This is a genomic window from Desulfobaculum sp. SPO524 (genome assembly GCF_044987625.1).
Lineage (GTDB): Bacteria > Desulfobacterota > Desulfovibrionia > Desulfovibrionales > Desulfovibrionaceae > Desulfobaculum.
Genome location: NZ_JBJDSB010000001.1, coordinates 188,829 through 211,733 on the forward strand (window position 1 = coordinate 188,829; position 22,905 = coordinate 211,733).

The 22,905-nt window shown below is 58.7% G+C and carries 19 protein-coding genes and 5 tRNA genes; 1 reads left to right on the plus strand and 23 read right to left on the minus strand.

What is annotated here, in order from left to right:
* Nucleotides 1–3: 3 nt before the first annotated feature.
* The 23 genes from fusA to rpmE form a co-directional block, all read right to left on the minus strand.
* Nucleotides 4–2,073, minus strand: coding sequence for an elongation factor G (fusA, locus tag ACI3L3_RS00835; RefSeq protein WP_404843197.1), 2,070 nt, complete (start codon nucleotides 2,071–2,073; stop codon nucleotides 4–6).
* Between the two features lie 15 nt (nucleotides 2,074–2,088).
* Nucleotides 2,089–2,559: a 30S ribosomal protein S7 gene (gene rpsG, locus ACI3L3_RS00840; RefSeq protein WP_404843198.1), complete on the minus strand. Its 471-nt coding sequence runs from the start codon at nucleotides 2,557–2,559 to the stop codon at nucleotides 2,089–2,091.
* 17 nt (nucleotides 2,560–2,576) lie between these two features.
* Nucleotides 2,577–2,948: a 30S ribosomal protein S12 gene (gene rpsL, locus ACI3L3_RS00845; protein ID WP_404843199.1), complete on the minus strand. Its 372-nt coding sequence runs from the start codon at nucleotides 2,946–2,948 to the stop codon at nucleotides 2,577–2,579.
* 401 nt (nucleotides 2,949–3,349) lie between these two features.
* The gene (rpoC, locus tag ACI3L3_RS00850; protein ID WP_404843200.1) at nucleotides 3,350–7,507 is read right to left on the minus strand and encodes a DNA-directed RNA polymerase subunit beta'; all 4,158 of its coding nucleotides are present in this window, start codon (nucleotides 7,505–7,507) and stop codon (nucleotides 3,350–3,352) included.
* A gap of 75 nt (nucleotides 7,508–7,582) precedes the next feature.
* Nucleotides 7,583–11,695, minus strand: coding sequence for a DNA-directed RNA polymerase subunit beta (gene rpoB, locus ACI3L3_RS00855; protein ID WP_404843201.1), 4,113 nt, complete (start codon nucleotides 11,693–11,695; stop codon nucleotides 7,583–7,585).
* A gap of 338 nt (nucleotides 11,696–12,033) precedes the next feature.
* On the minus strand, nucleotides 12,034–12,417 hold the full coding sequence (gene rplL / locus ACI3L3_RS00860) for a 50S ribosomal protein L7/L12 (RefSeq protein WP_404843202.1): 384 nt from the start codon (nucleotides 12,415–12,417) through the stop codon (nucleotides 12,034–12,036).
* A 50-nt stretch (nucleotides 12,418–12,467) separates the two neighbouring features.
* Complete coding sequence (rplJ, locus tag ACI3L3_RS00865; protein WP_404843203.1) at nucleotides 12,468–12,998, minus strand: 50S ribosomal protein L10; 531 nt, start codon at nucleotides 12,996–12,998, stop codon at nucleotides 12,468–12,470.
* 193 nt (nucleotides 12,999–13,191) lie between these two features.
* On the minus strand, nucleotides 13,192–13,899 hold the full coding sequence (rplA, locus tag ACI3L3_RS00870) for a 50S ribosomal protein L1 (protein WP_404843204.1): 708 nt from the start codon (nucleotides 13,897–13,899) through the stop codon (nucleotides 13,192–13,194).
* A gap of 11 nt (nucleotides 13,900–13,910) precedes the next feature.
* Entirely contained in the window at nucleotides 13,911–14,336 is a 426-nt protein-coding gene (rplK, locus tag ACI3L3_RS00875) for a 50S ribosomal protein L11 (RefSeq protein WP_404843205.1), read from the minus strand.
* Nucleotides 14,337–14,397: 61 nt separating this feature from the next.
* Complete coding sequence (gene nusG, locus ACI3L3_RS00880; protein WP_404843206.1) at nucleotides 14,398–14,952, minus strand: transcription termination/antitermination protein NusG; 555 nt, start codon at nucleotides 14,950–14,952, stop codon at nucleotides 14,398–14,400.
* 30 nt (nucleotides 14,953–14,982) lie between these two features.
* Nucleotides 14,983–15,234, minus strand: coding sequence for a preprotein translocase subunit SecE (gene secE, locus ACI3L3_RS00885; RefSeq protein WP_404843207.1), 252 nt, complete (start codon nucleotides 15,232–15,234; stop codon nucleotides 14,983–14,985).
* Nucleotides 15,235–15,258: 24 nt separating this feature from the next.
* Nucleotides 15,259–15,335: transfer RNA gene (locus tag ACI3L3_RS00890), tRNA-Trp, on the minus strand.
* A gap of 122 nt (nucleotides 15,336–15,457) precedes the next feature.
* The gene (rpmG, locus tag ACI3L3_RS00895; RefSeq protein WP_404843208.1) at nucleotides 15,458–15,607 is read right to left on the minus strand and encodes a 50S ribosomal protein L33; all 150 of its coding nucleotides are present in this window, start codon (nucleotides 15,605–15,607) and stop codon (nucleotides 15,458–15,460) included.
* 3 nt (nucleotides 15,608–15,610) lie between these two features.
* A complete protein-coding gene (tuf, locus tag ACI3L3_RS00900) occupies nucleotides 15,611–16,804 on the minus strand; it encodes an elongation factor Tu (RefSeq protein ID WP_404843209.1) in 1,194 nt (397 codons plus the stop codon).
* 69 nt (nucleotides 16,805–16,873) lie between these two features.
* Nucleotides 16,874–16,949 (minus strand) — tRNA-Thr (locus ACI3L3_RS00905).
* A 55-nt stretch (nucleotides 16,950–17,004) separates the two neighbouring features.
* Nucleotides 17,005–17,081: transfer RNA gene (locus tag ACI3L3_RS00910), tRNA-Gly, on the minus strand.
* A gap of 67 nt (nucleotides 17,082–17,148) precedes the next feature.
* Nucleotides 17,149–17,234 (minus strand) — tRNA-Tyr (locus ACI3L3_RS00915).
* Nucleotides 17,235–17,243: 9 nt separating this feature from the next.
* Nucleotides 17,244–17,319: transfer RNA gene (locus ACI3L3_RS00920), tRNA-Thr, on the minus strand.
* A 226-nt stretch (nucleotides 17,320–17,545) separates the two neighbouring features.
* Entirely contained in the window at nucleotides 17,546–18,469 is a 924-nt protein-coding gene (gene lpxC / locus ACI3L3_RS00925) for a UDP-3-O-acyl-N-acetylglucosamine deacetylase (protein ID WP_404843210.1), read from the minus strand.
* A gap of 131 nt (nucleotides 18,470–18,600) precedes the next feature.
* A complete protein-coding gene (prmC, locus tag ACI3L3_RS00930) occupies nucleotides 18,601–19,491 on the minus strand; it encodes a peptide chain release factor N(5)-glutamine methyltransferase (RefSeq protein ID WP_404843211.1) in 891 nt (296 codons plus the stop codon).
* The gene (prfA, locus tag ACI3L3_RS00935) at nucleotides 19,488–20,561 is read right to left on the minus strand and encodes a peptide chain release factor 1 (protein WP_404843212.1); all 1,074 of its coding nucleotides are present in this window, start codon (nucleotides 20,559–20,561) and stop codon (nucleotides 19,488–19,490) included. The genes prmC and prfA overlap by 4 nt, the downstream gene beginning before the upstream one ends.
* 17 nt (nucleotides 20,562–20,578) lie before the next feature.
* Complete coding sequence (locus ACI3L3_RS00940; protein WP_404844103.1) at nucleotides 20,579–21,526, minus strand: DUF1385 domain-containing protein; 948 nt, start codon at nucleotides 21,524–21,526, stop codon at nucleotides 20,579–20,581.
* Nucleotides 21,527–21,700: 174 nt separating this feature from the next.
* Complete coding sequence (gene rpmE / locus ACI3L3_RS00945) at nucleotides 21,701–21,934, minus strand: 50S ribosomal protein L31 (RefSeq protein WP_404843213.1); 234 nt, start codon at nucleotides 21,932–21,934, stop codon at nucleotides 21,701–21,703.
* A gap of 188 nt (nucleotides 21,935–22,122) precedes the next feature.
* Here rpmE and gpmA point away from each other — a divergent pair, with 188 nt between their 5' ends.
* A complete protein-coding gene (gpmA, locus tag ACI3L3_RS00950) occupies nucleotides 22,123–22,866 on the plus strand; it encodes a 2,3-diphosphoglycerate-dependent phosphoglycerate mutase (protein WP_404843214.1) in 744 nt (247 codons plus the stop codon).
* Nucleotides 22,867–22,905 lie beyond the last annotated feature (39 nt).

Here is a 22,905-nt window from a genome sequence, read left to right on the forward strand (position 1 = left end):
TCCCTAGTTCTTCTTCATGATTTCTTCAGCCACGCTGTTCGGCACCTTCTCGTAGTGGTCGAACTGCATGGTGAAGTTGGCACGGCCCTGCGTGTTGGAACGCAGGTCGGTGGCGTAACCAAACATCTCGCTCAGCGGCACCATGGCCGAAACGACCTGGGCATTGGCGCGGGAGTCCATGCTGGACACCTTGCCGCGGCGGGAGTTGAGATCGCCCATCACGTCGCCGAGGTATTCCTCGGGGGTGACGACTTCCACTGCCATAACGGGCTCCAGAAGGGCCATAGCGGCCTGCTTTGCAGCTTCCTTGATGGCCATGGAACCGGCGATGTAAAACGCCTGCTCGGAAGAGTCGACTTCGTGGAAGGAACCGAAAACAAGTTTCACCTTCACGTCCACAACCGGGTAACCGGCCATGATGCCGTTCTTCAGAGCGTCCTGAATGCCCTTGTCGACCGAGGGGATGTATTCCTTGGGAATGACACCGCCAGTGATGGCATTGGTGAACTCGTATCCCTCTTCGGGATTCGGCTCGACCTCAATGACAACGTGGCCGTACTGTCCGCGACCACCACTCTGCTTGGCGTACTTGTGGTCCACCTTCGCAGCCTTGGTGATGGTTTCGCGGTATGCAACGCGGGGGGCGCCCACGTTGGCGTTAACGTTGAACTCGCGCAGGAGGCGGTCAACGATAATTTCAAGGTGCAGCTCGCCCATACCGGCGATGAGGGTCTGTCCGGTTTCGTCGTCGGAGGACACCTGGAAAGACGGGTCTTCCTTGGCGAGCTTGACGAGTGCTTCGGACAGGGAGTCGCGGTCGCCCTTGGACTTGGGCTCGATGGCAACCTGGATAACCGGATCCGGAATCTCCAGGGACTCGAGCACAACAGCCTTACCGGGCTCGCAGAGCGTGTCACCGGTGGACACGGTCTTCAGGCCAACAGCAGCGACGATGTCGCCAGCGCCGGCCCACTTGATTTCCTCGCGATCGTTGGCGTGCATCTTCAGGAGACGACCGATGCGTTCCTTCTTGCCGGTGTCGGCGTTGATGACGGTCATACCGGACTCGATGGTACCGGAGTAGAGTCGCAGGAAGGTCAGGTGACCAACGTAGGGGTCGGTGGCAAGCTTAAACGCCAGAGCGGCGAGGGGCTTGTCATCGTCACAGGGGCACTCGATCTTGTCTTCGGTGCCGGGAGCGTGACCAACCATCTGCTCGATGTCGAGCGGAGAAGGCAGGAAGTTCACGACAGCGTCGAGCAGAGGCTGAACGCCCTTGTTCTTGAACGCGGTGCCGCACAGAACCGGCGCGATGGCCATGTTCGTGGTGGCGACGCGAATGCCGTTGATGATCTCTTCCTCAGTCAGCTCTTCGCCGCTCAGGTATTTGTCCATCAGGGCTTCGTCTTCTTCCGCGATGGCTTCGATCATCTCGGTACGCAGGGTCTCGTACTGTTCCTGCAGATCGGCAGGGACGGGCTCGACAGCGAACTCGGCGCCGCGGGTCTCGTCGTCAAACAGCAGAGCCTGACCGGTGATGAGGTCGACCATGCCACGGAACTGGTCTTCGTTGCCGATGGGCAGCTGCAGCGGAACGGCCTTGGCACCAAGGCGATCCTTCAGCATCTCGACGCAACGGAAGAAGTCGGCGCCGATGCGGTCCATCTTGTTAACGAAGGCGATGCGGGGGACGTTGTAGCGGTCAGCCTGACGCCACACCGTCTCGGACTGGGGCTCAACACCGGAAACGGCGTCGAACACAGCCACAGCGCCGTCAAGCACGCGCAGTGCGCGCTCAACTTCCATGGTGAAGTCAACGTGGCCGGGAGTATCAATGATGTTGATACGATGTTCCTTCCAGAAACAGGTGGTAGCAGCGGAGGTAATGGTGATGCCTCGCTCCTGCTCCTGCTCCATCCAGTCCATCGTGGACTCGCCATCATGGGTCTCGCCGATCTTGTGGGAAACACCAGTGTAAAAGAGAACACGTTCGGTAGTCGTGGTTTTGCCCGCGTCGATGTGGGCCATGATACCGATGTTTCTCTGTTTTTTGATGGGGACTTTGCGTGCCACTTTCTTACTCCAATACTACCAGCGGTAATGGGCAAAAGCCTTGTTGGCTTCGGCCATGCGGTGGGTATCTTCTTTCTTCTTCACTGCGCCACCGCGGTTGCCGTAAGCATCCAGCAGTTCGTTGGTGAGGCGGGCGGTCATGCCCTTCTCGCCACGGGAGCGGGCGTAGGTGATGAGCCAGCGGATAGCCAGCGCGACCTGACGGTCGGGGCGGACTTCCATCGGCACCTGGTAGGTCGCACCACCAACACGGCGGGACTTGACTTCCAGCTGCGGCTTCACGTTGTCCAGAGCCTTTTCAAACGCCTTGATCGGCTCTTCACCGGACTTCTCGGCAAGGGTGTCGAGAGCGGAGTAGAAAACCTTCTCAGCAATGCTACGCTTACCGTCGCGCATCAGGCGATTGATAAACCTGGAAGCAAGCACGCTGTTGAACTTCGGATCAGGCAGAATTTCTCTTTTTGGTACGGGACCTTTTCTCGGCATTACTTAATTCTCCCAGCTTACTTCGGTCGCTTGGCGCCGTATTTGGAACGGCCCTGTCGACGGTCAGCAACACCGGCCGTATCGAGGGAGCCACGGACAATGTGGTAACGCACACCGGGCAAGTCTTTGACACGACCGCCGCGGATAAGCACCACAGAGTGTTCCTGCAGGTTGTGGCCCTCACCAGGAATGTAAGAAGACACCTCAATACCGTTGGTCAGGCGCACACGGGCAACCTTACGCAGAGCGGAGTTCGGTTTCTTCGGGGTAGTGGTGTACACGCGGGTACACACGCCACGGCGCTGAGGGCAAGCCTGAAGAGCAGGAGTCTTCTTGCTCTTCGTGCGCTTCTTACGAGCACCGCGGACAAGTTGGTTAATGGTAGGCATTCAGTTCCTCCGTCGTATTTTGGGTCCCGGGTACGGGTTTTGCGTTGTATATCGCGCCCACCCGGTCCTCCGACAGCGTCTCTCTGGTCCCGGGCACCCGGCCATTCGACGCTAAACACCTAAACAGTATAAAAAAAGCGAGGGGAAGACTCCCCTCGCTTTCCTACGAAGTTATATCTTCCATCACCAGAGGACCCGTAGGTCATTGCGCGTGGACGCTCACCTTCCCGCAAGTGCGGAAGGCGGTTTATGTTCGAAAGCTCGGGTTTGATAATCCCACACGAGCACATTTGTCAAGCGTATTGGAAAATCTTTTTTTCCCACACCGCAAGACAGGTCTTTATACCAAAAAAGGCGGAGGGAGCCAACTCCCTCCGCCTATTTATGCAAGTGCCCTGCTTCTATCGGGATTCGATGAGCAGCGGATCGCTTTCAAGCTCCTCAAGGAACTTGTCGGCGCGCTCGGACTGTTCGGGAACCGCAATGTCGGCGTCCATGTACCGGCGGTAACCAGAACCAGCCGGGATGAGGCGACCAACAATAACGTTCTCCTTGAGACCGCGCAGGTTGTCGTCCTTGCCCTGCAGCGAGGCTTCCGTGAGGACCTTGGTGGTCTCCTGGAAGGATGCCGCGGAGATGAAGGACTCCGTAGACAGCGAGGACTGGGTGATACCCAGAACCAGCGGTTCGGCCACGGCGGGCTTGAGGCCCTGAGCGATGGCGCTGGCGTTTTCGGCGTGGAACTTGGTCTTGTCCACGTGCTCGCCAACGAGGAAGTGGGTCTCGCCAGTGTCGACGATGTTCACCTTCTTCAACATCTGACGCACAATGATTTCAATGTGCTTGTCGTTGATGCCAACGCCCTGGAAGCGGTACACGTCCTGGATTTCGTCCACAAGATAGTTGGCGAGGTGCTTCTCGCCCTTAATCTTGAGGATGTCGTGCAGGTCGGCGCTGCCCTCGGTGAGCAGTTCGCCCGCTTCAACAAAGTCGCCCTCGGTGACGGTGACGTGCTTACCCTTCGGAATGAGGTATTCACGCGGCTCGCCGGTTTCGGGGGTGACGATGATTTTGCGCTTGCCCTTGGTTTCCGGGCCATAGCTGCAAATGCCGTCCACTTCGGAGACGACGCCGAGGTCCTTGGGCTTGCGGACTTCAAAGAGTTCCGCAACGCGCGGCAGACCACCGACGATGTCCTTGGTCTTGGAGGACTCACGCGGCTTACGTGCGAGCACGTCACCAGCCATGACGTCGTCACCGTCGCGCACCATGATAATGGCGCCGACCGGCAACGAGTACGTGGCCGGGATGGAGCTGCCCGGACGCATCTTCACGTTGCCGTCCTCGTCCACCACGGAGATGGACGGACGGAGGTTGGTGGAACGGTACTCGATGATGGTCTGAGAGGCCTTCATCGTGGTTTCGTCCACGTTCTCCTGATAGGTCTTGCCCTCGATAATGTCGTTGAACTTGATGGAGCCGCCGACTTCGGTGACGAACGGTTCGTTGAAGGGGTCCCACTCGGCGAGCAGTTCGCCCTTCTTCACTTCCTGTTCGGACACAACGTGCAGCACAGCGCCAGAAGGCAGGACGTGCTTTTCACGCTCGCGGCCCTCGTCGTCAACAACGCCGACCTGACCGGACTTGCCGAGGACCATGTACATGCCATCGCGGTTCTTAACCGTCTTGACACGGGACAGGGTCACGCGGCCCGGATGGGTCGCAATGTGCGAGGACTGTTCGATTTCCTTGGATGCGGTACCACCGATATGGAAGGTACGCATCGTCAGCTGCGTTCCCGGCTCGCCGATGGACTGGGCGGCGATGATGCCGACCGTCTCGCCGACGTTGACCAGATGTCCGCGAGCAAGGTCGCGGCCGTAGCACATGGCGCAAACGCCGTGCTCGCTCTGGCAGGTCAGGCCGGAACGAATCGTCATGGACGACACGCCCGTCTCGTCGATGAGCTGCGCAAGCTTCTCGTCGATGAGGGAACCTGCGGGGATAATCTCCTCGCCGGTGTCCGGATGATGCACGGGGTGCAGCGTCACGCGGCCAAGCACGCGGTTGGACAGCTTTTCCTGGATTTCGCCGGCCTTGATGAGGTCGGTCATTTCCAGACCGTCCACAGTGCCGCAATCCATTTCGCTGACGGTCATGTCCTGAGCAACGTCGACGAGTCGGCGGGTCAGGTAACCGGAGTTCGCGGTCTTGAGCGCGGTATCCGCAAGGCCCTTACGAGCACCGTGAGTGGAGTTAAAGAACTGCAACACGGAGAGGCCTTCGCGGAAGTTGGAGGTAATCGGCGTCTCGATGATTTCGCCCGAAGGCTTGGCCATCAGACCACGCATACCTGCCAGCTGGCGCATCTGGTCCTGGTTACCACGAGCACCAGAGTTCGCCATCATGAAGATCGGGTTGAGGGAGGGATTTTCCTCGGTCTTGCCGGTCTTCGGGTCGGTGACGACGTCGATGGACATGGCCTGCATCATCTCGCGGGAGATGTCGTTGGTGCACTTGGTCCAGACGTCGATGACCTTGTTGTATTTCTCTGTACGCGTGATGATACCATCACGGTACTGGGATTCGATGGAGTCAACTTCGTCCTGCGCGTCGCCCAGGATGCGAACCTTGCGTTCAGGAATCTTGAGGTCCTGAACAGCAACGGTCACACCCGCACGGGTGGCGTACTCGTAACCGAAGTTCTTGATACGGTCACAAAGGATGACCGTCGCCTTGGTGCCGGCGTGACGGTAGGTCTCGCCCACAAGGCGCTTGATGTTGCCCTTGTCCAGCACGCAGTTGACCAGCTCGAAGGGAACGCCCTCGGGCAGCAACTCGCTGAGGAGGATGCGGCCGGGGGTGGTCTCCACAAGCTCGCCGTCCATGCGCACCTTGATGCGGGCATGCTCGCTAACGGCACCAGCATCCACCGCGGAAATGACTTCCCACTTGTCCGGGAACACCTTGCCCTCGCCGCGCTGGAAGGAGCGCATGCAGGACATGTAGTACAGGCCGAGAACAATATCCTGAGACGGCACAATGATAGGCGAACCGTTGGCCGGGGACAGGATGTTGTTGGTGCTCATGAGCAGAACACGGCACTCGATCTGTGCTTCCACGGAAAGCGGGACGTGGACGGCCATCTGGTCGCCGTCAAAGTCCGCGTTGTACGCGGCGCAGACCAGCGGATGCAGGCGGATGGCCTTACCCTCAACAAGGGTGGGCTCAAAGGCCTGAATACCGAGTCTATGCAGCGTGGGCGCGCGGTTGAGCAGGATGGGGTATTCGCGGACAACCTCTTCGAGGATATCCCACACCACCAAATCCTCACGCTCAACCATCTTCTTGGCGCTCTTGATGGTGCTGGCCAGTCCCCTCGCCTCCAGCTTGGAGTAGATGAAGGGCTTGAACAGCTCCAGAGCCATCTTTTTGGGCAGACCGCACTGATGCAGTTTCAGGTGCGGGCCCACGGTGATGACGGAACGGCCGGAGTAGTCGACACGCTTACCGAGCAGGTTCTGACGGAAGCGGCCCTGCTTACCCTTGATCATGTCAGACAGGGACTTCAGGGGGCGGCCGTTGGTGCCGGTGATGGCACGGCCACGGCGGCCATTGTCGAACAGCGCGTCAACGGATTCCTGCAACATACGCTTTTCGTTCCGGATAATGATATCCGGAGCGCCAAGCTCCAAGAGGCGCTTGAGGCGGTTGTTACGGTTGATGACACGGCGGTACAGGTCGTTCAGGTCGGAGGTCGCAAAGCGGCCGCCGTCCAGAGGCACCAGAGGACGCAGCTCGGGCGGAATGACAGGGACAACGTCCATGATCATCCACTCGGGCTTATTGTCGGACTCAAGGAAGGCCTCGACAATCTTGAGGCGCTTCGTGAGCTTCTTCTTTTTGGTCTGGGAGCGCGTGGTCCGGGTCTCTTCACGCAGCTGGGTCCGCAGGGTCTGCAGGTCCAGCTCTTCGAGCAGAGCCTTGATGGCCTCGGCGCCCATGCCGACCTCTACAGCGTCTTCGCCGTAGTGGTCCATGACCTGATAGTACTGCTCCTCAGAAATGATCTGATGCTTCTGCAGGCTGGTCTGACCGGGGTCCATGACCAGGAAGGAATCGAAGTACAGAACCTTTTCAAGGTCGGCCATGGTCATGTCGAGCAGGGTACCGATCTTGGAGGGCAGGGTCTTGAGGAACCAGATATGGGCAACGGGCGCGGCCAAATCGATGTGGCCCATACGCTCGCGGCGCACCTTGGACGCAATGACTTCAACACCGCACTTTTCGCAGACGATGCCGCGGTGCTTCATGCGCTTGTATTTACCGCAGTTACACTCATAGTCCTTCACAGGACCGAAGATCTTGGCACAAAACAGGCCGTCGCGTTCGGGCTTGAAGGTCCGGTAGTTGATGGTCTCAGGCTTCTTGACTTCGCCGAAGGACCATTCCCTGATCTTTTCCGGCGACGCCAGGGCAATCTGGATGGACTTCAGCATACGGCTCGCCTGACCGTCTGCGGCAGCCCCTCGCGTTGCGAACAGATCATCCAAAGACATTGATCTACCTCGCGGTACTAGTTGTTAAAGTTTCATCCGGGACAGGCGCGTGCTGCGCCTGCCCCGGTTACGCTCTTATTCCGCCTTGGTCGGCAGCTGCTTGCGGACGGGTTCGTCCTGGTGCAGCTTCACGTCCAGTCCCAGAGCCATCAGCTCCTTGACCAGAACGTTGAACGACTCGGGCAGGTTGGCTTCGAGGAAGTTATCGCCCTTGACGATCCGTTCGTACATCTTCACGCGTCCGCTCACGTCGTCAGACTTGACGGTGAGGAACTCCTGAAGCAGGTACGCTGCGCCGTAGGCCTCCAGGGCCCACACTTCCATCTCACCCAGACGCTGGCCACCAAACTGGGCCTTACCGCCAAGCGGCTGCTGGGTCACGAGGGAGTACGGACCGGTGGAACGGGCGTGGATCTTCTCGTCAACAAGGTGATGGAGCTTGAGCATGTACATCACGCCCACCGTCACCCTGTTCTTGAACGGCTCGCCGGTGCGGCCGTCGAAGAGAATCATCTTGCCGTCTCGGGGCACGTCCGCCCTTTCGAGCCAGTTCCAGATTTCATCCTCTTCGGCGCCGTCGAAGACCGGAGTCTTACACACGATGCCGTTCTGGAGCTTCTTGACCGCGCCCTGCAGGGACTCGTCGTCGAGGTCGTCAACAAGGTCAGCGATGACCGGGTTGCTGAACACGTCCTTGACTTCGCTGCGGAGCACGTCCATGTGGGCGCCGCTGTCGAGCATTTCGGCAAGCTGGCGGCCCAGCTCCTTGGCGGCCCACCCAAGGTGGGTCTCCATGATCTGACCGATATTCATACGAGACGGTACGCCGAGGGGGTTCAGCACGATGTCCACAGTGCGGCCATCGGCGAAGAACGGCAGGTCTTCCTCCGGCAGGATGTTGGAGACAACACCCTTGTTGCCGTGGCGACCAGCCATCTTGTCACCCACGTTCAGCTTACGCTTCACAGCGAGGTGGACCTTGACCATCTTGATCACGCCCGGAGGCAGGTCGTCACCCTCGGTGACCTTCTCGCGCTTGATGTCGTAGGCTTCGCGGATGAACATGACCTGACGGTCGTAGGCATCCAGCATGGCCATGACGGCATCATTGGTATCCTTGTCCTTGAACACACCGGCAAGCTTCTTGAGCGGCAGGTCGAAGAGGACTTCTTCGGTCATAACCTGACCGGCCTCAACGAGCACTTCGCCCTTGCGCTTACCGCTGATGTTCGCACTCACCTGCTTGTTAAGGCACACGTCGCGAAGCTTTTCGCGGGTGGAGTCCACAAGGGCGGCGATGTGCTGCTCTTCCTTACGGTCGAGCTTGGCAAGTTCGTAGTCTTCGATGTTCTTGGTGCGCTGGTCCTTCTCGCCGGAGCGGCGGTTGAAGACCTTGACGTCGATGACCACACCTTCCATTCCCGGCGGAACCTTGAGGGAGGTGTTTTTGACGTCGCGCGCCTTGTCGCCGAAGATGGCTCGCAGGAGCTTCTCTTCGGGGGTGAGCTGCGTTTCACCCTTGGGGGTGATTTTGCCGACGAGGATATCGTCGGGTTCCACGCGCGCACCAATGCGGATGATGCCGGACTCGTCGAGGTTCTTCAGCATGTCCTCGCCGACGTTCGGGATATCGCGGGTGACTTCCTCCGGTCCGAGCTTGGTGTCTCGGGCAACGAGTTCAAATTCCTCGATGTGCACCGAAGTGAAGACGTCCTCTTTCACCATCCGTTCGGAGATGAGGATGGAGTCCTCAAAGTTATATCCGCACCAGGGCATGAACGCGACCACAAGGTTCTTGCCGAGCGCCAGCTCGCCGTCCTTGATGGCCGGTCCGTCAGCAAGCACATGGCCCTTCTTCACACGCTGTCCGGGGACAACCGTGGGCTTCTGGCCAAAGCTACTGCTCTGGTTGGACTTGTGATATTTCAGCAGGTCGTACGACTTGCAGCCGCCGGAATTGTGACCAATGGACGGATCGTCGTAGGCCATGACAACGCGCTGGGCGTCGGCATAGTGAACGATACCGTCGCCTTCGGCCAGCAGGCAGCTACCGGAGTCCTGCGCCACACGGTCTTCCATGCCGGTACCGACAAGGGGACGCTCGCTGCGCAGCAGCGGCACAGCCTGACGCTGCATGTTCGAACCCATCAGAGCGCGGTTCGCGTCGTCATGCTCCAGGAACGGAATAAGCGCGGACGACACGGAAACGATCTGGCTGGGCGAGATGTCCATGGCCGTGACTTCTTCCTTGGGCACAACCGTCACTTCACCGCGGATACGGGCGTTGACCATATCGTTGACGAAGTCCTTGTTCTCATCGAGAGGCGCGTTGGCCTGCGCCACCACCTGATCCGACTCCTGAGAGGCGTCCATGTAGCGGGTTTCGTCCGTCACGTGACCGTCCTTGACGATACGGTACGGCGTCTCAATGAAGCCGAAGTCGTTGACCTTGGAATGCGTGGTCAGCGAAACGATCAGGCCGATGTTCGGGCCTTCAGGCGTTTCGATGGGGCAAATACGGCCATAGTGACTGGTGTGCACGTCACGGACTTCGAAGCCGGCACGCTCACGGGTCAGGCCACCGGGTCCGAGAGCGGACAGGCGGCGCTTATGGGTGACCTCGGAAAGCGGGTTGGTCTGGTCCATAAACTGCGAGAGCTGAGAAGTACCGAAGAACTCCTTGAGCACCGCAGCCACCGGCTTGGGGTTGATGAGGTCGTGCGGCATCAGGGTGGCCACTTCCTGCAGGCTCATGCGCTCCTTAATGGCGCGCTCCATGCGGACGAGGCCGATGCGGTACTGGTTCTCCACCAGTTCGCCAACGGGACGCACACGACGGTTGCCGAGGTGGTCGATGTCGTCGGCGGGACCGTGGGAGTCCTTAAGCTGGCACAGCGTGGTGATGGCCTTGAGGATGTCCTCGTTGGTCAGGGTACGCAGTTCCAGCGGCTCATCAATGCCCAGACGGGTGTTGAGCTTGTAACGACCAACAGCGGAGAGGTCGTAGTAGTCGGCGTTGCGGAACAGGTTCTCAAAGAACGTTCCGGCAATCTCCGGGGTCGGCGGAGAGCTGGGACGCAGACGGCGGTAGATTTCAATCTGCGCGGAGGACATGTCCGTAGTCTTGTCCAGCATGAGCGTATCGCGCATGGAGGACGAGACGTCCGTGCCACGGGTGTAGAGCACGGGCAGACGGGTCACACCGGCTTCAAGGAACTTCTCCACCAGCTCGGCGTGCATTTCCTCGCCAGCCTCGGCGAGAACCTCGCCACTTTCGGCGTCGAAGATGTCCTCGGCGAGGAACAAGTTCGGCAGCATGGCCGGGTCCACCTCATAGGCTTTGACGCCATCGCGGACCATCTTCTTATGGACACGCTTGGTGAGGGGCTTGCCAGCCTTGACGAGCACGTCGCCTTCGCTGTTGACGATGTCAACAAACGCGGCTTCCTTGCAGAACTTGTCGGCTTCGACTTCGCGCTGCAGCTTGCCGTCGCCGATAACGTAGTATTCCTTTTCATAGAAGTAGTTGAGGATGTCCTGCTTGGACATTCCCATCGCCTTGAAAAGGATGGTTGCGGGCATTTTTCTGCGACGGTCAATACGGACATACAGGATGTCCTTATGGTCGAAATCAAAATCGAGCCAAGAACCGCGCATGGGGATGATGCGGCTGCTATAGAGCACGCGGCCGGAAGAGTGGCTCTTGCCGGAGTCGTGCTCAAAGATGATGCCGGGGGAACGCTGGAGCTGGTTGACGATGACGCGCTCGGTACCATTAATGATAAAGGTACCTTTGTCGGTCATAAGCGGCAACGTGCCGAAATAGATATCCTGTTCCTTGATGTCGCGGATGGTGCGGCTTTCCGTCTCTTCATCCACGTCATAGACAACAAGACGAACGGTAATGCGGATGGGCGCCTCAAAGGTGAGGCCCTTGGCGATGCATTCCGCCTCGTCGAATTTGGGAGTGCCAACCTCGTAACTGACGTACTCAAGGCTGGCGGTCCGGTTGAAGTCCTCGATGGGGAACACGGACCTGAACACGCCTTCCAGTCCCTCATCGGCGCGGCTAGCCGGAGGAACGTCAAGCTGCAGGAATTTCCGGTACGAATCCACCTGGAGATTCAGGAGATTAGGTACCGAATGCGTGCTGGCGATCTTGCCAAATTTTTTTGTGAGTTGGACCATTTTTCCCTCTCAAGCGAGAAATTTGACCGTTGGCGGGGGCGGCGGCCCTCAGACAAACCGATTAAAATGGTAAATGAATCAAGTTGTTAAAGGATGCCTTCACAATGCCCAACGCTGGGCGGCAGGAAATGAACGCACCAAAAGAATACACGTGCACCTGTGGTGATATGCATTGTAGATGAGCCATACGGGGGATGTGGTATTCATTGTCGACACGAAGAGAAAATACTTATCAAAAGACGGCACCGAGGGCAAGGGGAAATTCGACAAAGAATACAAAAAAAGGGAGCGTAGCTCCATACGTCGCTACGCTCCCAAAAAGCCGTGATATGGCTGTGCTACTTAACTTCGCACTCAGCGCCGGCTTCCTCGAGCTGCTTCTTGGCTTCCTCGGCGTCTTCCTTGGAAATGCCTTCCTTCAGCGTGGAGGGAAGCTCGTCAACCTTAGCCTTGGCTTCCTTGAGGCCGAGGCCGGTGAGTGCACGGACAACCTTGATGACGGCAATCTTGTTGCCGCCGGCGCCCTTCAGCACAACGTCAAATTCGGTCTTCTCCTCAGCAGCGGCGCCGCCGTCAGCAGCGGGAGCAGCGGCAACGGCCATGGCCGGAGCAGCAGCGGAAACGCCGAACTTGTCTTCCAGCTCAGAGATAAACTCGGAGAGCTCGAGGACGGTCATGTTGGAGATAAACTCGACTACCTGATCTTTAGTGATGTCTGCCATTTGGATTTCCTCCTAAAAAGTACTTTGGCTCTTCGCAATGTGCGTTGTTGTTAAGCAGCGGCGCTGTCTTCTTTCTGATCCTTAATGGCCGAAAGAGCGTACAGGAAATTGCGCTGCAGGTTAGCAAACAGACAAACGAAGTTGGTGGGCACGGCGTTCATGGTACCCAGAAGCTTACCAAGCAGTTCAGGCTTGCTCGGGAGCTTGGAGAGTTCGGCGATAGCTGCTGCGTCGAGCGGCTTGCCGTCCAGGCTACCGGACTTGATGATGAACTTCTCGTTGGACTTGGCGAACTCGCTGAGAACCTTAGCCGCGGCCACGGGGTCTTCGGTGCCGAAAGCGATAGCGCAGTTTTCCTTAAGGTTGTCCTTAAGGTTCTCATGCACTCCGCCATCCAGCGCGATCCGGGCCAGGGTGTTCTTCACGACCTTGTAGCTGACGCCAGCTTCGGTGAGCTTGGCGCGCAGTTCGGTCATGTTTTCCACCTTGAGGCCCTTGAAGTCGGTGACGATCGCGATGGATGCTTCATCGGCCTTGGCTTTCAGCTGGCTGATAAGCTCAGCTTTCTGTGCCCTGTTCACCGTTAACTCCTTGGCTGAAGGTTTCGTCCACAAGAAGAAGGGCCAAAGTGGTCTCTACAGGAAATTAAGGGTTGCCCCACCTGTTGTCTCCGACTCTTCTTCCAACCGATAGTCCGGCCGAAACCGGACTGCAATATACATAAAACGGTTGCCACGCCGCGAGGGCGTGGCATCCGCTCGATGTCGTCGTTGTCTAGCCTTCCACGTGCTTACGCACGCTTGCGGTGTCGACCTTGATTCCCGGGCCCATGGTGGTGGCCAGGGTGATGCTCTTCAGGTACGTGCCTTTGGCCGCGGAGGGCTTAAGGCGGATAACCTGATCCATCAAAGTTTTGAGGTTGTCAAGAATTTTCTCGGTGCCGAAGGACACCTTGCCGAGAGGAGCGTGCAGAACACCGGCCTTGTCGACCTTGAACTCCACCTTACCGGCCTTGACTTCCTGGACAGCCTGGGCAACGTCGAAAGTGACGGTGCCGGTCTTGGCGTTAGGCATCAGGCCACGCGGGCCGAGGATGCGGCCAATCTGGCCGACCTTGCCCATCATGTCCGGAGTAGCGACAGCCTTGTCGAACTCCAGCCAGCCACCCTTAACCTGTTCCACCAGGTCGTCGCCACCGACAAAGTCGGCGCCGGCGGCCTTGGCTTCGGCTTCCTTGTCGCCCTGACAGAACACAGCGACGCGAACTTCCTTGCCGAGACCGTGAGGCAGGGAGACAGCTCCGCGCACCATCTGATCGGAGTACTTGGGATCGACGCCGAGCACCATGGCAACGTCAACGGTCTCGTCGAACTTGGCGACAGCAGTCTTCAGCGCCAGTTCAACTCCTTCGGGCATCTCATAGCGGGCAGAGAGATCAATGCCCTCGATAGCCTTGCGATATTTCTTTCCATGCTTGGGCATAGTTGTTCCCCTTAATCGATGACGTCGATTCCCATGCTGCGAGCCGTTCCGGCGATATTGCTCACCGCGGCGTCGAGATCATTTGCAGTGAGGTCGGGCTGCTTGATCTTAGCGATCTCCTCGAGCTGCGCGCGAGTGATCTTGCCGACCTTGTTCCTGTTGGGCTCGCCAGAACCCTTGTCTACACCGATAGCTTTCTTAATCAGCACAGATGCCGGAGGCGTCTTCGTGATGAACGTGAAGGAACGATCCTGGTACACGGTGATTTCCACCGGGATGATCATACCCTTCTGGTCCTGCGTTTTGGCGTTGAACGCCTTGCAGAATTCCATGATGTTCAGGCCGTGCTGACCAAGTGCGGGGCCGACCGGCGGGGACGGATTGGCAGCTCCGGCGGGAATCTGGAGCTTAATTTTCGCCAGTACCTTTTTGGCCATTGCTACATCCTCATGTCTACGTATTTGAAATCAGGCATGCTTCGGCGGACCGGGAGTCGTCCTACCCTTTGCTGACCTGGACAAAGTCCAGTTCCACCGGGGTCTGGCGGCCAAAAATGGATACCGAAACCCGAAGCTTTCCCTTGTCGTAATTGACATCTTCCACAACCCCGTTGAAGCCGCTAAACGGACCGTCAACGACCCGGACTTCATCCCCACGGTCAAAGTTGAACTTGGGGCGGGGCTGTTCCTGACGCTGTTCCATCATGGAGAGAATCTTCTCCGCCTCGCTGTCGCGCATTGGTGCCGGACGGGTCTTCCCGCCGACAAACCCCGTAACGCGAGGGATGGACTGCACCAGGTGCCAGGAATCATCGGTTAGAATCATCTTGAGCATTACGTAGCCGGGATAAAACTTGCGGGTGGAGGTTTTCTTCTCCCCTTTCACCAGTTCTATCACCTTCTCGGTGGGCATCACGACCTCTAAAATAAGGCCGTTGTCCTGCCCTGTGCGCATCATCTCCTTGAGGGTCTGCTCAACGCGCTGCTCAAAGCCGGAGTAGGTGTGGACGATGTACCAGCGGGCTTTCGGGAGGCTATCGATCTGCTCGGTCATAGTTCACCAAACCTTTGCGGCGTGAGCCGCTTAAGACAAGATGGCCTCGATGGCTTTGGTCAATCCTGCATCCACAAGACCCAGGAAGACCGCCATGACCACGACCAGGACCAAGACGGCCACACTCGTGGCAATGGTCTCCTTGCGCGTAGGCCAGGTGACCTTTTTCATCTCCACCTTGGACTGGTCAAAGAATTCCTTGAGCTGGTTGAGCTTCCCAACAGCTCCGGATTCTGGTGCAGTCTTCGTGGCGCCAGCCGATTTGGACTTCTTTTTCGCCATGATTCCTTCCGATGGTAAAAAAAATGGCAGGCCAGGAGGGATTCGAACCCCCAGCATCCGGTTTTGGAGACCGGCGCTCTAGCCGTTAGAGCTACTGGCCTGCATCGCTTGCGGTCACGTCGTGGAATTGTATCAGGGACCGGACCGTGGCCCGGTCCCTGTCAATCGCTGTCGTGACCAGCCCTTCGCGGGTTCAGTATGTTCCCGCAAGGAGCCTGCTACACTACTTGGTCTCGCGATGGAGCGTGTGCTTCTTGTCCCAGGGACAATACTTTTTCACTTCCAGGCGGCCAGTGGTGTTCTTCTTATTCTTAACCGTCGAATAGTTCCGACGCTTGCATTCAGTGCAGGCGAGCTGGATCTTGACTTGCATTGTTTACTCCTCGATTTCGGAGACAACGCCAGCGCCGACAGTGCGGCCACCCTCACGGATAGCAAAGCGGAGGCCCTTCTCCATAGCGATGGGGGCGATCAGCTCAACACCGAAGGTTGCGTTGTCACCGGGCATGACCATCTCGACGCCGTCGGCGAGGGTAACCACGCCAGTGATGTCGGTGGTACGGAAGTAGAACTGAGGACGGTAGCCGGAGAAGAACGGAGTGTGGCGGCCACCTTCGTCCTTGTTCAGCACGTACACCTCAGCCTTGAACTTGCGGTGAGGAGTGATGGAGCCGGGAGCTGCCAGAACCTGGCCACGCTCGACTTCGTCACGCTTCACGCCGCGGAGCAGTGCGCCGATGTTGTCGCCAGCTTCGCCCTGGTCGAGCAGCTTGCGGAACATCTCAACGCCGGTGCAGGTGGTCTTGGTGGTGTCATGGATACCGACGATCTCGATTTCCTCACCGACCTTGATCACACCGCGCTCCACACGACCGGTCACAACGGTGCCACGGCCGGAGATGGAGAACACGTCCTCGATGGGCATCAGGAAGGGCTTGTCGATGTCGCGCTCGGGAGCGGGAATGTAGGAGTCGCAAGCGTCCAGGAGTTCCTGAATGGGCTTCAGGGCCTCATCGTCTGCGGACTCGGCTTCCAGGGCCTTCAGAGCGGAACCCTTGATGACCGGGATGTCGTCGCCGGGGAAGTCGTACTTGGAGAGCAGCTCACGAACTTCGAGTTCAACGAGTTCCAGCAGCTCTTCGTCGTCGACGAGGTCAACCTTGTTCAGGAAGACAACCAGAGACGGCACGCCAACCTGACGGGCGAGCAGGATGTGCTCACGAGTCTGGGGCATGGGGCCGTCAGTGGCGGCGACAACCAGGATACCGCCGTCCATCTGGGCAGCACCGGTGATCATGTTTTTGATGTAGTCGGCGTGACCGGGGCAGTCCACGTGTGCATAGTGGCGTGCGTCGGTCTCGTACTCGACGTGAGCGGTGGCGATGGTGATGCCACGCTCTTTTTCCTCAGGAGCCTTGTCGATTTCGTCGAAAGCGACAAAGTCACCACCGCGCAGAAGGGCGGAACCCTTGGTGATGGCGGCGGTCAGGGTGGTCTTACCGTGGTCAATGTGGCCGACGGTACCAATGTTTACATGCGGCTTTTTACGCTCGAATTTTGCCTTGGCCATGACTCTTTCCCCCGTAGAAAATTCGTTTACGGTTGGTTGATGGTCTAGGGACAATAAAAAAATAGACTATGGAGCCCACGACCGGACTTGAACCGGTGACCTCTTCCTTACCAAGGAAGTGCTCTACCGACTGAGCTACGTGGGCTTTATAAAAAAACTGTAGGGAAAAATAAAGAGGGGGTGGGCAGGGTATGTAGAGATGGAGCGGGAAACGGGACTCGAACCCGCAACCCTCAGCTTGGAAGGCTGATGCTCTAGCCAATTGAGCTATTCCCGCGCACTACTCTGCAGTCAAGCAACAGGTCCACCCTGTCTCCTACAGTTCTTTTAGCGCTAAATATTGATGGTGGAGGGGGGAGGATTTGAACCTCCGAAGGCAATCGCCGACAGATTTACAGTCTGTTCCCTTTGGCCACTCGGGAACCCCTCCATTCTCTGCTGGAGCTGGTGATAGGAATCGAACCCACAACCTGCTGATTACAAATCAGCTGCTCTGCCAATTGAGCTACACCAGCGCAGGTATTTTCAAAGTGCCGTCGGTGAGTGCGTTTCGCTCTCCCCGTCGGCGAGGAGCAGAACTATCTGGAACTGCCACCGGGGTCAAGCGAATTTTTCAACTTTTTTGATTTTCCCTGCAAAAAAGTGGTTTTCCCCCTTGTCCGTCGCACCGATTCCGGAGCTTATCACAAAAAAAACCGCCCCGGAAGCGGGACGGTTTTTTTGACGAAACCCAGACAGGGCCTAGGCTAACGCGGGCACACCCACGGCCTCGGATTCCTTTTCGGCGCTGCGGGCGGCCATTTGCGGCTCCACGGCTTCCACCGTGCGCAAATAGGACGCGCCGTTGTCGATAAGTTCGCGCAAAAAGGCATTATTAAATGCGTGGCCGGAGCAACGCACCTCAAAATGCCCAAGAAGCGGCAACGGGCTCACGGCCATGTCGCCAATAAAATCGAGAATTTTGTGCCGGACGAACTCGTCCTCAAAGCGCAGACCCTCGGCATTCACCACGCCGTACTCGTCAAGGACCACGGCATTTTCAAGCGAGCCGCCCAGGGCGAGGCCATTTTTCTGCAAATATTCCACATCGCGCAGGAAGCCAAAGGTCCGAGCCTTGGCAATTTCCGCCTCGAAGGTTTCGGGCGTCAATTCAAAGCTGCGGCGCTGCTCGGCAATGAGCGGATGCTTGAAGTCAATAATATAGTCCACGCGGAACCCGTCGTAGGGGCTGACGCGGATGGCCTTGTCCTCATCCTTATGGGAAAAGGGCTTGGCCACGGCGAGTGCGCGGCGCGGCTTGCCCTGCCTGCGGATTCCCGCCCCCTTGAGCAGAAACACGAAGGATCCGGCGCTGCCGTCCATGATGGGCACTTCCCCGCCCGTCACTTCAATCTGTATATTATCTATACCAAGACCACGCGTGGTGGCCATCAGGTGCTCAACGGTGGCAACGGAGTCCTTGCCCTGTCCGAGGGTGGTGGCGAGTCCGGTCCCGATCACGCTCTCGGGCGTGGGGGTCAGAAAGCGCGTGCCGTTTTCGTTCTTAATGACGAAAACGATACCGGTATCCTCGTCCGCGGGACGAAGAACAAGTTCCACCTTGCGGCCACTGTGCAGGCCGATGCCGGAGCATTTGACTGATTTTTGGATTGTCGTCTGTTGCATTCATAGCCTCCGCCACGCTTAGAGCAAAATACGTGCCGGAATTTTAAAAGTCATAACATGTTGAAATTACAAGTCTTTACGCCAAGAGCGCTGTGGTGCACGTGTTACAAATAAGCAACACTCGTGTGTTTTCACACACACTTTTCGCTACGCCGGGCCAGCACGTATCTGTCCTTTCCGGCAAGGTCGCGGCGGATGGTCACCGAAGAAAACGCGCCCTGCCCTTCCACGATGCGGCGCACGGCTTCGCCCTGCGCCCAGCCAAACTCCATCAGGAACAGTCCACCCGGCCGCAGCGCACGGGCCACCTGCGGCAGTAGCGCGCGCACGCACTCCAGACCATCGGACTCCACATGCCCGTCCGGGACCAGCGCGGTTCGCGGTTCAAACTGTGACACTTCGGGGTCCAGTTCACGGTATTCGGCCTCGCTCACATAGGGCGGATTGGACACCACAAGGTCCAAACTCCCCTCTGCGGCAAAGGGCTGGGCAAAGTCGCCCTGCACAAAGGCCACCTGGTCGGCCACACCATGCCGGGCGGCATTGGCGCGCGCCACGGCCAGTGCGTCGGCGCTCATATCCAGCGCCACGCCGCGCGCCTTGGCAAAAAGGTGCGCCACGGTCACGGCCAGACAGCCGCTGCCCGTTCCAAGGTCCGCAAAGCGCAACGGCGCATCCGCGGCAAAGTGCGCTTCCACATCCTCAATAATGTGTTCCGTCTCCGGACGCGGCACAAGGACGGCGCTGCTGACGCTAAAGTCGAGGCCGTAGAATTCCTTTTCTCCAAGGATATAGGCCACCGGCTCCCCTGCGGCGCGGCGGGTGATGGCGACCTGCACGGCCACGGCTTCGGCGGGGGTGAGGACTTTGTTTGGATGCACCAGAACGTCGAGGCGGCGCATACCCAAGGTATGCGCCGCCAGAATTTCTGCCGAGAGGGCTGGGCTGTCGACACCCGCCCGCTCAAGCTGCGCGCGGGCTTCGGTAATGACCGCGCGCAGTGTCGGGTTTTCCCGGATCACGAGTCCTCCGCCTGCTGCCGGAGTGCCTCGGCCTGATAGTGGCTGATGAGGGACTCGACAAGCTCGTCGATGTGACCCTGCATGACTTCATCGAGGCGGTACAAGGTCAAGTTGATGCGGTGGTCGGTGACGCGGCCCTGCGGGAAGTTGTAGGTCCTGATGCGTCCGGAGCGGTCGCCGGAGCCAACCTGAGCGCGGCGGGCGTCGGCCTGCTCCTGATGCTGCTTGTCCTGCTCCATCTGCAGCAGGCGCGAACGCAGAACCTTCAGCGCCTTGGCCTTGTTCTTGTGCTGGGACTTTTCGTCCTGACAGGTCACAACGAGACCGGTAGGCAGATGGGTCACGCGGATGGCGGAGTCCGTGGTGTTGACGCTCTGGCCGCCGGGACCGGAGGAACGGTACACGTCAATGCGCAGTTCGTCGGGGCTGAGGTTGATCTCCACGTCCTCGGCCTCGGGCATAATCGCCACGGTACAGGCGGAGGTGTGGATACGGCCCTGCGACTCGGTGGCGGGCACGCGCTGCACGCGGTGGATGCCGGACTCGTACTTGAGGCGGCTGTAGACGCGCTCGCCGGAGATGGCGGCGATGACTTCCTTGTAGCCGCCACTGCCGCTCTCGCTGGCGCTCATCATCTCGGTCCGCCAGCCGTTGTGCTCGGCAAAACGCATGTACATGCGGAAGAGGTCCGCGGCGAACAGTGCGGCTTCCTCACCGCCCGTGCCCGCACGGATTTCGAGAATGATGTTCTTCTCGTCCATGGGGTCCTTGGGCAGGAGCAGAATCTTCAGGTCATGCTCCAGACCGGGCAGACGCTCTTCCAATTCCGCAATTTCGGCCGCAGCCATCTCGCGGATGTCCTTGTCGTCGTCGTGAAGCATCTCACGGCTTTCGGCAAGGTTCTCCTCCAGTGTGCGGTACTCCCGGTACGCTTTGACGATTTCACCAAGGTCCGAATGGGTCTTGGTGAGCGTCCTGTAGCGATCCTGATCGTTGAACACATCGGGAGAGGACAACTCGCGCTCAAGTTCCTCGAACCGGCGCTCTATGCTATCGAGCTTGGCGAACATTGTGACGACCTCTCAAATCATTTATCAACAGCGCCTTTCAGCGCGGCGATGGCCACTTCCAGCTGCCCGTCGTCGGGCTCACCAGTGGTCAGATATTGCAGCATGAGACCCGGCCAGCACAGCACACGGCACAGCCGGGCGTTGCCGTTGGTGCCCGTGTACTTGATCAGCTCATAGGCAACGGCGCTGATGGGAATCATCATGAAAAACTTGGCGAAAACCACATACGCCTGTTTGGCTACGGCGGCGTCTGGGGTATACACGGCCAGCATGCCCGGAATCAGCACGGCATGCAGGGCGATGGAAAGGGACAGGACAAACAGCAAAAACGCCGTCCCGCACCGGGGATGCAAGCGGCTGTAGCCGCGCGCCGCTGCGGGAGTCAGCTCCCCGCCTTCCTCGTAGGTCCAGATGGTTTTATGCTCGGCCCCATGGTACTGGAACACGCGCTTAATATCGGGAATACGGGAAATGGCAGCGATATAGCCCACAAACACGGCCAGCTTAAACAGCCCATCCCATGCGTGGAAGCTAAAGGATTCCGTTCCGCCGCCAAGCCCCAGCACCTTGATGCCAAGGGAAAACATGTGCGGCAGCACAACGAACAATCCCAGCGCCAGCGCAATGGAGACGGCAACGGTCAGGGCCAGCTGCCATGGCTTCACTTCCTCTTCGCCCTCTTCCTCCAGCGCGGTCTGCGCCGAGAAGTTGAGCGCCTTGATGCCATTGACCAAGGTTTCGATGAGGACGAAGAATCCGCGCACAAAGGGGCGCTTCATCCACTCGGCCCGCAGCAGGGTAAACCAGGGGCGCGTCTCCAGCGCAATGCTGCCGTCCGGCTTACGCACAGCGATGGCCAAACGGTCCTGATTGCGCATCATGACGCCTTCCACAACGGCCTGCCCACCAACGGTGGTGGCCCCGCGCAAAAACAACGAAACACCGTGCACGGCGGCCCGGCGCATGGCGCGGAAAGCGCCCATCACGGATGCACTCTGAGCTGATGACATACCCGCCTCCTACCGGACACGGCGTCATGCAGCACGGTCCGGCTTAAATGAAAAGACGCCTCCGACAGGTACGATCCCTGACGGAGGCGACTGCCGGGCGAGCTCCATGGCTCGCGAAAAAGGGAGATGCTAGTTCTCCTTGCCAGCGCCCTTGTTCTCACCAAGCTTGCCGAACTTCTTACGGAAGCGGTCGATACGACCAGCGGTGTCAACAAAGCGCTGCTTGCCGGTGAAGAACGGATGGCAGTTGGAGCAAATTTCCACATGCACTTCTTCACCCTTGGCGGTCAAAAGCTCGGTCTCGTGACCACAGGCGCACTGAACTTTGGCCTTGTAAGTCTTAGGATGGATATCTTTTTTCATGGTGTATTCCTCCACAGGGTTCCGAAAAGACGGCATGGATACCCTGTTTGCAAACGTTTGGCAAGCACATAATGTCTGGACCGGACGTCCTGCGTGGACGTGCTGCCTTTTCACGGCCACGGCTCTCATGTATATAATGACAGGCGTGGAATAAGCAAGGAGCACTCAGCCAACAATTCGGAGGCATCATGCACAAGCTCGTCCTCGTCCGTCATGGGCAGAGCGAATGGAACCTTGAAAACCGCTTCACCGGCTGGACCGATGTCGGTCTGACCCCGCAGGGCGAGGCCGAGGCGCAGGCCGGGGCGCAACTGCTGCACGACAGCGGCTTCGTCTTCGACGTGTGCTACACGTCTTTGCTCAAACGCGCTATCGAAACCTTGTGGATCATCCAGCGCGAAATGGACAATATGTGGCTGCCCGTCATCAAAAGCTGGCGGCTCAATGAGCGCCACTACGGCGCGCTGCAGGGGCTGGACAAGGCCGAAACCGCGCAGAAATACGGCGACGAGCAAGTCTTCACCTGGCGGCGCAGCTACGACATTCCCCCGCCGCCGCTTGAGGCCGACGACCCGCGCCACCCCTCGCTGGACCCGCGCTACGCACACATTCCGCCCAGCGACCTGCCTGCCGGAGAGAGCCTCGCCCTCACCGTGGAGCGGGTGCTGCCCTTCTGGCATCAGGTTATCGCGCCGGACATCCGCGCCGGACGCCGCGTGCTCATTGCCGCCCACGGCAACAGCCTGCGCGCGCTGATCAAATATTTGGACGATATGTCCGATGACGACATTACCGGGCTGAACATTCCCACCGGCATTCCCCTCGTTTATGAACTGGACGCAACGCTCAGGCCCATCAAACACTCTTACCTCGGCGATCCGGAAGCCGCAAAACGGGCGGCGCAGGCCGTGGCCAATCAGGCCAAAGCCTAAGCGCGCCGCACTCGCCCAAGGTCCTTCCCCCTTGGGACG